We start from the raw sequence: 13,009 nt of genomic DNA, 5'->3' as shown, positions 1-13,009 counted from the left end.
ATTTCTCACTTGAAAATTATGTAATATATTTCAAATAAATTATCATCTTCCCCGTATTTTTATGATTGATTTTTTGTTCATAAATTCGTAACACATATACATGAGTTATCATGCTAAAATTAGTTTATTCGAAAAAGTTATTCTTAATGAATCGATAATTTTTAATACCCTGTTTAAAGCCTCGCCCCCCTGCGAGGCTTTTCCTATTTAACTAGAGTAGTAGTTGTGCTGTTACGCATTCCTATCTTTAGCTATATACTATAAATAACACTGCATGTTCATTTTAACTTTTCAGCATCAGCACACGTAAAATTCTCTCCTGCATCATTTGATTTACAAATTTTATTTATCGATTTTTCGGTTATTTTTTCATTTTCATTAGAAACTCGGTCTAAATCCATTCGAAATACTTGTTCCGGATTCTCCTTTGAATTTCCTTCAATATGAATTGTACGATCGAACATCTCAGCCGTGAAGCTGCTAGATGTATTTATCATTTCCACTCCATTATTTTCACCTACATAGCGTTCAACTACTTTTTCGGCTGCCTTTAATTGCTGAGATGTAGGATACGGTATAGATTCCGCTAAAATAACTACACCTACTAAATAAGTAATATACAAACCACCTGCAAACAAGATAACTTTTTTTACTGTTTTATTAATCATGCTCTAACTCCTTTTTCTTCTTTTGCTATTAAGATATATAACTTTCCTAATTTCTATCAATTTCTTTTTAGTACATAACATTCGTTTTACATTTTATAAAAAGCACCTCTCTTACTAATTTTCAATTTGATATTAACACGATATTTATCGTTTTTCAATAAATAATTATTATATAACATTTTATTTTTACTGTTTTTTTAGTTTTAGTTAATCTAAAAACAACCCATTTATTTAATTGCACTACATCATCAGCAAGTTTAAAAATTTGTTAATTACTAAAATAAAAAAGAGAAACTATATGTAAATACCCCTCGTTATATCTATGTAGGTTAGTCGTTAAACTTCAGCAGTCACTTTATTCGAGAACGCTTTACCGAATATTCAATCTAATGATAAAATTGACCCAATTAATATTTTCGTTCATCACTGTATAAAAAAGTACAATAAAGAAAAATTCAGTACTTTCACAGTTAAGTAAACGCGAACTTTTTCTTCTATCTACTTACTATTTAAGGTTAATAGTGACATAACCAGCTCAAAAAATTCGACTTAAATTCATTAATGAATGGAGAGGTTTATATGAAATTAAAAGACAAAGTAGCAATCATAACTGGTGGTGCAAGCGGGATTGGCGAATCCACCGTTCGTCTTTTTATTGAAGAAGGTGCAAAAGTAGTTATCGCTGACTTTTCTGAACGTGGAAAAGACCTATCAGATGAATTGAACGCAAATGGATATGATACGTTATTTATTAAAACTGATGTAACAAAAGAGGCAGATATTAAACAGCTCATTCATGAGACAGTAAGTACATACGGTAAATTAGATATTATGTATGCAAATGCCGGCGTTGCTGATGATGCACCGGCAAACGAATTATCCTATGAAAAGTGGAAAAGAACTATTGATATTAATTTGTCTGGGGTATTCCTTTCTGATAAATATTCGATTGAACAATTTCTTAAACAAGGTACAGGTGGTGTCATCGTTAACGCTGGTTCGATTCATAGTTTTGTTTCATTACCTACCCCAACAGCATACTCCTCTGCAAAAGGTGGTGTGAAACTATTAACTCAAAATTTATGTACTGCCTACGCTAAATATGGAATACGTATTAATGCGGTGTGCCCTGGTTATATTGACACCCCTTTACTAGGTAGTGTTAATCCTCAACAGAAAGAATATTTAGCTTCCCTTCATCCACAAGGCAGACTTGGAACACCAGAAGAAGTGGCTAAAGCTGTCTTATTTTTAGCAAGTGATGATGCTAGTTTTGTTAATGGTACAACACTTCTTGTTGACGGAGGCTATACTGCACGTTAATGAAAAAATTTCAATGCACATCTCTAAGAAATATAGTCTTTAACAAGAAAAAGCGCCATCACAAGTGACGGCGCTTTTTCTATGTAAGAGCAACTAGAAGATATACTTCTAGCCTACTCCCATTTATAAGTCCAAAATTGTTCAAGTTGCAGCCATTTCAATGTTGCTGCATCTTTGTTTTTTATTTTTGCATGTGTTTCTTCAAGCATTGCTTCTGTTTGTGAACGATGCGCGCCTAGTGCAGCTAATTTATGTTCAAATACTTCACTAATATTATTTACAACATCCGGTTCACCGAGCACTGCTTCACGATTTCTCGTAATCGCAACCGCATGAATAACTGGACGTTCTTCTTTTGGCATACGTGATACAGCGCGAACGACAGCGCGGCCAAATGCATCATGATCTGGATGTACGCCGTGTTCTGGATAAAATGTAATAATTCGAGATGGATTTACTTCTTGAATTATCGCTTCGATTTTATCTGCAACGAAATCAACATCTTCAAATTCTAACGTTTTATCATGGAAACCGAGCATTCTTAAATCTTGAATCCCCATCGCTTCACATGCATCTTTTAATTCTTTTTCACGGATATTTGGAATCGTTTCACGGTTAGCGAATACATTCTTCCCCATGTTACGTCCCATTTGTCCAAGAGTACCACATGCATACGTTACAGGTACTCCTTGATCTGTTAATAAGCGAATTGTCCCTCCCGCAGCAAATGCTTCATCATCTGGATGCGGAAATACAACAAGTACATGTCTCTCCATAAGTTTCCCTCCTTCTTACTTAAATGGCGTTAAGCTTAACTCAAGTGCTACCGCTAAGCGACCTTGGTTATCATGCCCTGCTAGTAATAAACGCTCTTTATCGTCTACTTCCCAGTGCGTAATACCTTCTGCATATACCCAGCCATGATCCATTTTCAAACCAACTCGGTATGGGTTTGTTCCAGTTATTTTCCCGCGCTCAAAGCGAATAATTGCATTTCGAATGAATGCTCCAACTGTCATCATCTTTTCATTAAAGTGTGACGCATACGCTCCGTTCGTTGTTTCTAAATGAATATATACATCTTTATTTACAAAACGTTCAATTTCATTTTGAATAAGAGAACTATCTTTTACTATTTCCATCGGAATTCACCTCTTTAAACCATTTTACGCAAAAATAATGTAAATTGCTATCTCTATATTAGAGGACAACGCTCACTTTTCCTAATAATTTGCACTGTGTTTTGTTATTTTTTTTATCATATGTGGAATTCAGAACTTTTCCTTCACTTCGTTAAATAGTTTTCTTTCTTTTTTGAATTTGCTACAATATATTTTATCCCGTATGAATGCATCGGGATACGTTTTGACAATTGAATACATATTTTAAAGAAGGTGACTCGCTTGGAACAATCAGCACATGAAGTAGCAAATTGGCAATATTATTTTGCAATTGCCGTATTTTTAGTCACGTATGGTTTTATTATTTCTGAAAAATTGAATCGTGCTGTAATTGCACTATTCGGTGCTGCTATTATGATTATTTTTGGAATTGTAGATTTACACACTGCTTTCACATCACATATTCAATGGGAAACGATCACCCTTTTAATCGGGATGATGATTCTCGTACATATTACGAGTCAATCAGGCGTATTTGAATTTGTAGCTATTAAAGCAGCAAAAGCAGCTGACGGAAAACCGATTCGCATTTTATTATTACTATCCTTATTAACCGCCGTCGGTTCTGCATTTTTGGATAATGTAACGACTGTTTTATTAATCGTTCCTGTTACACTATCCATTACACGTATTTTAAAAGTTAACCCTGTTCCTTATTTGATTTCAGAAGTACTGTTTTCAAATATAGGTGGAACAGCAACTTTAATTGGTGATCCACCTAACATTATGATTGGATCAGCTAATAAGCATTTAGACTTTAATGCCTTTTTACTAAATTTAGCTCCAATCGTAATTATTATTTCTATCGTTACACTTGGCATTATTTACTTCATGTATCGTAACAAACTAAAAACAACGCCTGAACAAATCGAAAAACTAATGGCGTTAAACGAAAAAGATTATATTAAAGATCAAAGCCTCCTTTTAAAATCGATTACAATTTTAGGACTAACTATTTTAGGCTTTGTACTTCATTCTATTATTCATGTAGATGCTGCCGTTATCGCAATGACAGGCGCTACACTTCTTATGTTAATCGGCGTAAAAGAACATGAAATAGAAGATATATTTGCCCACGTTGAATGGGTAACCATTTTCTTCTTCGCCGGACTATTCGTTCTCGTTGGCGGATTAATTGATATCGGACTTATTTCTTCACTCGCAAAAGAAGTAATCGACGTAACAAATGGTGATATCGGTTTCGCTGCGATACTTATTTTATGGGTATCTGGCATCGCATCTGCGACAATTGACAATATTCCATTTGTCGCAACGATGATTCCTCTTATTCAAGATTTAGCTACTGGCCTCGGATTATCTGTTGATTCGCCGCAAATCGAAGTGCTATGGTGGGCGTTATCTCTTGGAGCTTGCTTAGGAGGAAACGGAACATTAATCGGAGCATCAGCAAACGTAGTTGTTGCTGGTATTGCAAAACGTGAAGGACATGGATTTTCTTATATGGACTTCTTAAAAATCGGTTTACCGTTAACAATCATTGCACTATTGTTATCACATGCTTACATTTATTTACGTTATTTAATGTAGAAGTTGTACTGTATGAAATTCTATCGTCAAATACAAAAGGTTTGCAGCATAGTGCTGCAAACCTTTTTTCATCACCAAAATATACCGATAATTGCTAATCCACCTAAAATCATACCACCAATTTGCCCGACAATTGTCGGTGATAGTTGAACACCTTTTCTCACTTCAACAACTGGTCTTTCGTGCCTTAGTTGCTGCACCTCACTTTCAAGTTGGTGCACACTTCCGTGTAACTCTTTAATAAGTTCTTTTAATTCGGCGACCTCTTCATTTACTGGTTTTGCCTTTTCCAAATTCATTTTGCATGACTCCTTATAAATTCAATCAGTACACTGTAAATTTTCGCCAATTACAATTATATCTCCTGCATACTACATATATAATTTCGAATGTACTTTCTAACCTTGCAGCTCTATCCATTCATCCCGCAATATCCCCATAATGATACGATCAAAATACTTTCCATCTCTTTGAACCGCTTCTCTCATACAGCCTTCCATTTGAAAACCTATCTTTTTATACAATGCAATGGCAGGTTTATTATACGAAATAACATCGAGACCGATGCGGTGTAAATTCAATTCATAGAAAGCATACTTTAGAATAAGATGTATTGTTTCTTTCCCATATCCTTTTCCTCTATCATTCGCATCTCCTATACCAATAGCTAATACACCTGTTCTGTTATTCCACTCTATACCATGAATCGCCACAAAACCAATTAAGCGATCTTCTTGAACTGTCCTTACCATGAAAGAAACACTATTCGATCTCCGTCCTGTTAATAGCCCATCACTTGCTATTTCATTTAAAGATTGCGGGAATGCTACATCTGTATCTACATTTCTTAAATACTCACTATCTTCTTGCCACATAGCCATTACTTCAACATCTTTTTCTCTACTAGCTGATAATTTGATCGTTTTATTTTGAAAAAGATTCATTGTCATTTCAAACTCCCCCTTTTTAAGTAACGGGGATACTTATTTTAGCCTATTTATCCCCTTGTTCCATAAACAGCTTTATAAACGGGATACTTACAATAAGCGCTGACATTGGCACATCTCCTCTATACTAAATTAACTTCATTGTATAATTTTTCATTTATTCTAACAATAAGAATTACAAAAAGACCCTCCAAATTTAGAGGGTCTTCCCTAATAGCAAAACTGTATTATTTCGTAAACATTTCCTCCGCTTCATCCATCGCCATTTTGTTTCCTAAAGCAGAATAGTCAAGCCATGGTTGGTCATTAATAGTATATACGTGCTTACCTTTAACAGCTTTTAAGTCTTTCCAAATTGGTGTTTCTTGAAGTTGTTTAAATGCAGCTTTTGCCTTATCGTCTCTATTTACAACAACGAAAATAGCATCTGCATCAAAGTCAGGTAATACTTCTTGTGAAATCACTTCGAAAGGACGGTTTCCATCAATTTTCTCTACACCATTTGCAGGTTGTAATCCTAAGTCTTCGAATAAAATTGGTCCCATCGGTCTTTTCGTACTAAATACACGTAATTCTTTTGCAGTAACGCGAATTGCCATTACTTTTTCGTTATTACCCAGCTCTTTATCTATTAAATTTTTCACTCGTTTTGATTGTTCTTCATAGTCTTGAATATATTTATCTGCTTCTTTCTCACGGTTTACAAGTTTACCTACTTCTTTTAAATGATCTCTCCACGTACCTTCATCTAAATTAAAAGTATGTGTTTTTGCAATTTTTTCGTATTTCGCTAAATCTTTGCCAGCATATTTTTCATCCACATAAATTTCAGATGGCTTTAATTGTAGTAATGCTTCCATATTCGGATCTGTTACAACCCCAAGTTTCTTCGTATCTTTCAACTGCTCTTTTGCGTGTGGTAAGAAATCTTTTAAATCTCCACCAATTACAGAACCTACTGGTGTAATTCCTAATGCAAGTAAATTATTCGTTAAGTGAATAGACATAGAGGCGATTTTTGGCTCATTACTTTTTTTCGTTGCCTCTTCATTAGCTTTCGTTTGACCACATGCTGCTAGTACTAAAATACACATGATGCTAAATAAAATAGTAAGTTTCTTTTTCATATGTTCTCCTCTTTGAAGTAGTTATTTTGTTTTTGTAAGTAAATAAAGAAAATACGGTGCTCCTAAAGCCGCTACTACTACACCAGCCGGAATAGAATTCGGCTCAAATATAGAGCGTCCTATCGTATCTGCGAGCACTAAAATAATCATTCCGATTATGCCAGCTAACGGAAGGAAGTGTTGATAGGTAGTACCTACTAACTTTCTTGCGATATGCGGAGCAACTAAGCCGATAAAGCCAATCCCCCCTGCCATCGATACACTTGCGCAAGATAATCCAACCGCTGTAGCTAAAAGTAATAACCGTTCTTTTTGCACAGAAACACCAAGTCCTGCTGCTACACTATCACCTAGTGACAATGCATTTAACGTTTTAGATTTTAGCCACGCATAAGGGGTTAGTATGAAAATCCAAGGTAATAATGCCAGGACATGAATCCAATCCCTTCCCCACACGTTACCAACTAGCCATCTAGAAGCGAATGTATACGTCTCATCATTTAACTTGAGAGAGAAAAATAGCGAAATTGCACTAAAGCCAGCTGAAACTGCAATACCAATGAGAATAAGTCTAATGGGAAGTAAACCTTTTGACCGATCACTCGCAAGTAAAATAATAAGAAATGCAGCTAATACTCCTCCGCCAAATGTAAATAACGGTATTAAAATGGATGCACTCTCATTAATAGAATGAAAGAGAGTAACAAATACGATAAGACCGAAAGATGCACCTGAATGCAACCCTAAAATACCAGGATCTGCAAGTGCATTACGGGATAACCCTTGCAAAATCGCACCGGAAATACCAAGACCAATACCGGCTAACATCGTGATTATTATTCTTGGCATACGATAATCATATAGCACGGTTGCACTCTCAAAATCACCATAACCCAAAAGTGTTTCAATTACTCTAAGTGGCGCTATACTCAGTGTCCCTGTATTTAAACTAATTAAAATTACAGCGATACTTATACATCCGAAGATTGTAGTTACAGTAATAGCTCTCTTTTTATCCGTGTTAAAAAGATCCTTCACTTATAATTCCCTCCCAACTTTACGTGCTATATAGAGGAAGAACGGAACTCCAACAAGAGCTACCATAATCCCTATCGCAAGTTCCTTAGGAGGATTTACTGTTCTTGCCCCTAAATCAGCTACAACTAATAACATAGCTCCTAATAATGCTGACATAGGAATAATGAGTCTATAATTAACACCAACTAATTTTCTAGCAATGTGCGGGATAACTAGTCCTACAAATCCAATAGAACCAACAGCTGAAACAGAAACACCTGCCAGAATAACTACTATAATCATCCCTAGTATTCTCGTTCGGTTCGTTTTCACTCCTAAATTTGTAGCAACATCATCTCCCATTGATATGAGTGAAATAGATCTTCCTAACACTATCGCAAAAATAATCGTTATAAGAATAATAGGGACTAAAAATTTCAAGTGTTCCCACTTAACCCCTGCAACACCACCAGCATACCAAAACGCTAAATCTTGGCTTAAATCATAATAAATCGCAACACCTGAACTTAATGAATGTAAAAGCGCTGCCATAACCGCTCCAGCAATCGTTAACCTCATTGGTGTTAACCCGCCTGATGTTGCTGATCCAATAACAAAAATAAGTACTGTACTTAAGACAGCTCCAATAAAGGAAACAATCATTAAATAGGAATACGGCATATGTGGGAAAAAAGCAAAACTAAGTGCTACTACAAACATCGCACCTGCATTTATTCCGAGTACACCTGCATCAGCTAAAGGATTTCGTGTTACACCTTGCATAACAGCACCAGCAACCGCAAAAGCTGCCCCTACAACTGCTGCACCAATTACTCTCGGGAGCCTTAATTCATAAATAATTTGGTGCTGTGTTAGTTTCGGATTGTAATCCAAAACCGCTACCCACACCGTTTGTAAATGAATATCCTTTGCACCAAATGAAATGGCTAAAAATATAGATCCAATTAAACATAAAATTGTTAAGCTCATGAAACATATGAACTTAATATGTATCCAGCGGTTATTACCAGCATGTACAGTAGACTTATGTAACATGTTTCATTTCATCCTTTATATTCAGTTGTTTTTTATAATTATTTTTTATTTATAATTAATATTGATAATAATTATCATTTTCATTTAGATATTATATCCCCACTTTTTTTAAATAGCAAACTATTTTTTACTTTGTTAAAATATTAAAATACTTATTACAATTCCCTTCTAAAACTTACAAATACATGCAAAATAGACTACTAGCTTATTTTTAAAATCGTAGTATACTTAGTCATTATTTCGAGTTTTCTAACAAACTTATCAAAGGAGACCCAATGTTCTATATAAAACAATTACTACATTTCACTTACGAACAAGCATTATCTTGTTTATTCCCAGTCACTATTTTTTTAACACTAGCCCTTTCAAAAATCATTTCTATCCCAGGGTTATATCGCTATGATTTCATACTCATCGTATGCCTTCTTATGCAGTGGATTATGTACAAGACTGGTCTTGAAACAAAAGACGAACTAAAAGTAATTACCATCTTCCACCTCATCGGCCTTTTACTAGAAATATATAAAGTACATTTCGGTTCATGGAGTTATCCCGAAGAGGCATATTCGAAGGTTTTTGGAGTTCCGCTTTACAGCGGTTTTATGTATGCGAGTGTCGCGAGTTACATATGTCAAGCGTGGAGAAGGTTGCATTTAAAAATGCATCATTGGCCGAAAGCTATTTTTGCCGTGCCGTTAGGAGCTATGATTTACTTCAATTTTTTCACACACCACTTTACATACGATTTTAGATGGATATTAACTTTACTACTATTCATTGTTTTCTCTCGCACATTTGTACAATTTTCATTACAAGGCGTTACATATAAAATGCCACTCGTTCTCTCCTTTTTCCTTATCGGATTTTTCATTTGGATTGCAGAGAACATCGCAACATTTTTCGGAGCATGGCAATATCCAAATCAACGGGAAGCATGGAGTCTCGTTCACTTAAGCAAAATTAGTTCATGGTTTTTACTCGTTGTTATTAGCATTATGATTGTCACGCAGCTCAAACATTTGAAGGAATCAAAAAGATAATGCTGATTATGTAAAAACAGTTAGCCCATCACTCATTAGAGAGTGATGAGCTAACTGTTTTTAGTAATATTTTTTAAACCGTCCTTATCAAGGAAGTTATAATTTACAAGAGTATAAGCAATTACACATTATGAACTGCTACTAGCAGAAGATGTTGCTACAGATGAAGCGGCAATCGTTGCCATCATGGCTGCCTGTTGTGCTTGTATGAGGACTTCTATCATTGTTTGTAAACCTGTGTTAGTAGCTTTACTTTCCTCACCTTTCTGACTTACGAACAGTTGAATAGCAATAAGAATAGTTGTATCTGTATGCCAACGGAACAATTTATCCCCCTGCAATTTTTCAATAAATGCTCGAATAGAATGAATCTCTTTTTCTCCGTCCTCGAGTAACGCTAGTAGCCCGATAGCTGGGTAATGCATCTGTTTTACTTTTACCTTTTCTTGCTTTAACAAATTCCATATATTTGTACATTTTGCAACTAATAGTTCTTCCCTGACATCCTTCTTTAGTGAAAGAATATGACTCAAAAATTGAAGATCATTCCCTTTACGCAAACCAGCTGTCGCTAGTTTCTGATAAAGACGTTCCACTCGGTCCATAAGTGTTTCTACATGCTCTGATTGTCCTGCTAATAAAACTGCGAGCGGATAATCATTTGTACTTGTAAGAAAGAGGTGATCCTTTTTCATGCGTTTATATACTTGCATCGAACGCTGAATATGTGTGCCATGCTGTTCATTTTCTTCTGTTAAAAGCACAGCTGCTGCGAGATAAGTAAATATACTCCGGCTAAAGCCACCAGCGACCAATTGTTCATATAAATCTAAAAACTTCTGAAAAGCTTTCTTATAATCTGTAAAGTGAATATCTAATGTTGCGGCCACTACAAAACGATGATAAGACTTTAAGTATGAAAACATCCCTACCTGATTCTTAATATAACTACTAATTTCTAAAAAACGTCCGAGATCAAACAACTTATCACTACCTGCATACATAGCAGCAATCATCATTGCTGTTCGAGAATCACTCGTTTTCCATTTTAGTTCTCCCTTTAACTGTACATATGTATGTTTATATTGCTCCAACTTTTGCTCTAATGTAATCATAGTATTCACCCCTATTTCTAGTTCTTCTCTATCATTATACGTATATTCCATATTTAGGAATACTATAATTAATAATCACACCATAAAAATTATAAAATTCTCTTATCCTTCTTCATCAGCATCACGATGATAATCCCTAATCCTTCAAGAAGTTATACAAAAAAGGTAGATAATAATTTATCTACCTTTTTTGTATATATTATTTAACATTACACCTGTATTGCTTGTTATATGCAATTAAGACTAAAGAGCTTTAATAATACGTTCCATCGCTTTCATTTGCCCAATATGATCAGCTTCATGATAAAGCATCATACCGTAAAGCTCCCCTACTGTTTCCAATCCTAGGAATGGCTCTGGCAGTTTATTTTCAAATGCTTCTGCTGGAATTTCGTTAATACGTTTTGCTTGTTCTTTTAATTGAGCCGTTAACACTTCTAACGATGGTCCTTCTGTTTTCCATTTAGATGGTCGTGATCCATACCCAAACATACCTGGATATTCAGTTGGTAATTGTTTGAATTCTTTTCCAAACATGAAAACTTCTGCTGCTGTTAACACGTGACCGATATGCCAACGAATTGTATTGTTAAAACCCTCTGGCTGCGTATCCGCAGTTTTATCATCTAACGTTTCCATAAATTTAAGTAACGCCCCGCGCGTTATTTCAAATTGTTTTAAACCCACTAGTCTATTCATTTTATCGTTCTCCTTCTTGATGTACAATTTATTATGAACTAAGAATGTTCAACTTATTAATGTTTCACCTTGTTTAATCTATCAGAAACAAATAAGAAATACATCTAATATGCTTATTAAAAATAATAAAAAGGTTCACTCCTCGTAAATATAGAATTACTTACTATGTAAATAAAAGAGGAGTGTACTTGCATGTTGCATATTTTAAAACAACAATATAATCTTATTAGCTCTACAAGAGAAACTCTATTTTCGTTTTTGGAAGAAATCCCAGTAGAAAAATTACATAGCACAGTTCCTAATTTCGGAAGCGGTAGCATTATAAAGACTCATATTCATGTAGCCGATTGCTATCGATACTGGCTTGGATCATTCGCATTCAAGCAAAAAAGAGCAGATTTTTTATTTGCTAGCGATTACGAAATTGAGCATGCAGATGTGGAAAAAGTCCGTGCTAGATTTAAATTAGTAGATGAGACTGTACAACGTTTTTTAGATGAATACAATGATCGTTGGCTTGAAAACATAGCAAATGAAGTGAAATGGCAAAAAGAACCTTGGAGCACAACACCGCTATGGCTTTTAACTCATACGGAGACTCATGAGTTTCATCATAAAGGACAAATTGTATCAATGGCTCGTCACCTTGGATATACTCCTCCTGATACAGACCTTAGTTAATTCAATGGTTCATGATTACCAAAAAAATTAGAATGAATACAAATCGAGCATGTTTTGAAATCCAATCAAAACATGCTCTTAAAATATTCTATCTTACAATCTCTATATCCTCATCAATACCAAATAGTCTCAGCATAATTATATGCATCACTATTTGGTATTGCATGTTTCCCCTGCGCTTGCGCCTTTCTTGGATCTAAATCATATACCATTGGCGTATAGCATGATGTTTGCCCTTTATTTACAACACCATTTCCTCCAGCACTTCCGCAAGTGTAGGCCTTTCCATCTGTTTTTCTAACAATCCTTGCATCAGCTTCGTTATTATAAACTGCCGGGCGGGTTACAGTAACTTTTGCCCATGCTGTTTTACACGTCGTGCTAAATTTTAATTCTACATAAGAATTTGAATCAATCCACTTCTTTTCTTTCGTTACTGCGGATTGATCACAGCTGTTATAGTAAGGACTTTTCCCATCATATGAATGATCTTCTGCGTATACTTTATCGCTATTAGTCGTGCTAAACATACTAGTTACAATGAGTAAAGATAGCAATAAACATGCACTCGTCTTTTTTAAAAGTTTCATATAATTTCACTCCTTTC

Annotated in this window: 15 protein-coding genes; 4 read left to right on the top strand and 11 right to left on the bottom strand. The window is 35.0% G+C overall.

The features are described 5' to 3' along the window. Nucleotides 1-278: 278 nt before the first annotated feature. Nucleotides 279-668 carry a hypothetical protein gene (locus A6J74_RS27735; RefSeq protein WP_000608945.1) on the bottom strand — a complete coding sequence of 130 codons (390 nt, stop codon included), beginning with the start codon at nt 666-668 and terminating at the stop codon, nt 279-281. A gap of 579 nt (nt 669-1,247) precedes the next feature. Between A6J74_RS27735 and A6J74_RS27730 the strand changes: the two genes are divergently transcribed. Continuing rightward, on the top strand, nt 1,248-1,991 hold the full coding sequence (locus tag A6J74_RS27730) for an SDR family NAD(P)-dependent oxidoreductase (RefSeq protein WP_000768009.1): 744 nt from the start codon (nt 1,248-1,250) through the stop codon (nt 1,989-1,991). Nucleotides 1,992-2,104: 113 nt separating this feature from the next. Here A6J74_RS27730 and bshB2 read toward each other — a convergent pair whose 3' ends face one another. After that, a complete protein-coding gene (gene bshB2 / locus A6J74_RS27725) occupies nt 2,105-2,767 on the bottom strand; it encodes a bacillithiol biosynthesis deacetylase BshB2 (RefSeq protein WP_000439466.1) in 663 nt (220 codons plus the stop codon). A gap of 15 nt (nt 2,768-2,782) precedes the next feature. After that, nucleotides 2,783-3,133: a YojF family protein gene (locus A6J74_RS27720; RefSeq protein WP_000407039.1), complete on the bottom strand. Its 351-nt coding sequence runs from the start codon at nt 3,131-3,133 to the stop codon at nt 2,783-2,785. Nucleotides 3,134-3,394: 261 nt separating this feature from the next. Here A6J74_RS27720 and A6J74_RS27715 point away from each other — a divergent pair, with 261 nt between their 5' ends. Further along, on the top strand, nt 3,395-4,720 hold the full coding sequence (locus tag A6J74_RS27715) for an ArsB/NhaD family transporter (RefSeq protein WP_000438005.1): 1,326 nt from the start codon (nt 3,395-3,397) through the stop codon (nt 4,718-4,720). Nucleotides 4,721-4,791: 71 nt separating this feature from the next. Here A6J74_RS27715 and A6J74_RS27710 read toward each other — a convergent pair whose 3' ends face one another. The 5 genes from A6J74_RS27710 to A6J74_RS27690 form a co-directional block, all read right to left on the bottom strand. Further along, nucleotides 4,792-5,019 carry a coiled-coil domain-containing protein gene (locus A6J74_RS27710; protein WP_001047296.1) on the bottom strand — a complete coding sequence of 76 codons (228 nt, stop codon included), beginning with the start codon at nt 5,017-5,019 and terminating at the stop codon, nt 4,792-4,794. Between the two features lie 99 nt (nt 5,020-5,118). Then, a complete protein-coding gene (locus A6J74_RS27705; RefSeq protein WP_000178483.1) occupies nt 5,119-5,670 on the bottom strand; it encodes a GNAT family N-acetyltransferase in 552 nt (183 codons plus the stop codon). 224 nt (nt 5,671-5,894) lie between these two features. Further along, nucleotides 5,895-6,794, bottom strand: a complete 900-nt coding sequence (locus A6J74_RS27700) for an iron-hydroxamate ABC transporter substrate-binding protein (protein ID WP_000728190.1) — start codon at nt 6,792-6,794, stop codon at nt 5,895-5,897. Nucleotides 6,795-6,815: 21 nt separating this feature from the next. Continuing rightward, a complete protein-coding gene (locus tag A6J74_RS27695) occupies nt 6,816-7,832 on the bottom strand; it encodes a FecCD family ABC transporter permease (RefSeq protein ID WP_000653816.1) in 1,017 nt (338 codons plus the stop codon). Then, on the bottom strand, nt 7,833-8,867 hold the full coding sequence (locus A6J74_RS27690; RefSeq protein WP_000902729.1) for a FecCD family ABC transporter permease: 1,035 nt from the start codon (nt 8,865-8,867) through the stop codon (nt 7,833-7,835). It abuts the gene before it with no gap. A 275-nt stretch (nt 8,868-9,142) separates the two neighbouring features. Between A6J74_RS27690 and A6J74_RS27685 the strand changes: the two genes are divergently transcribed. Next, on the top strand, nt 9,143-9,907 hold the full coding sequence (locus tag A6J74_RS27685) for a DUF817 domain-containing protein (protein ID WP_000499378.1): 765 nt from the start codon (nt 9,143-9,145) through the stop codon (nt 9,905-9,907). A gap of 128 nt (nt 9,908-10,035) precedes the next feature. Here the strand turns inward: A6J74_RS27685 and A6J74_RS27680 are convergent, their stop codons facing one another. Continuing rightward, nucleotides 10,036-11,073: a DUF4003 domain-containing protein gene (locus A6J74_RS27680; protein WP_002048703.1), complete on the bottom strand. Its 1,038-nt coding sequence runs from the start codon at nt 11,071-11,073 to the stop codon at nt 10,036-10,038. 192 nt (nt 11,074-11,265) lie between these two features. After that, nucleotides 11,266-11,721, bottom strand: coding sequence for a DinB family protein (locus A6J74_RS27675; RefSeq protein ID WP_001081119.1), 456 nt, complete (start codon nt 11,719-11,721; stop codon nt 11,266-11,268). 192 nt (nt 11,722-11,913) lie between these two features. Here A6J74_RS27675 and A6J74_RS27670 point away from each other — a divergent pair, with 192 nt between their 5' ends. Then, nucleotides 11,914-12,402, top strand: a complete 489-nt coding sequence (locus tag A6J74_RS27670) for a DinB family protein (RefSeq protein WP_000902402.1) — start codon at nt 11,914-11,916, stop codon at nt 12,400-12,402. A 113-nt stretch (nt 12,403-12,515) separates the two neighbouring features. On the opposite strand, the gene A6J74_RS27665 is transcribed toward A6J74_RS27670, so the two are convergent. Continuing rightward, nucleotides 12,516-12,992: a DUF2690 domain-containing protein gene (locus A6J74_RS27665; protein WP_000771157.1), complete on the bottom strand. Its 477-nt coding sequence runs from the start codon at nt 12,990-12,992 to the stop codon at nt 12,516-12,518. Between the last annotated feature and the right edge of the window lie 17 nt (nt 12,993-13,009).

Origin of the sequence: Bacillus sp. FDAARGOS_235, from assembly GCF_002073415.2 — a bacterium.
Taxonomy (GTDB): Bacteria; Bacillota; Bacilli; order Bacillales; family Bacillaceae_G; genus Bacillus_A; species Bacillus_A toyonensis.
The sequence above is the reverse complement of the archived record's forward strand: the minus strand, read 5'-3'. Positions and strand labels throughout refer to the sequence as shown.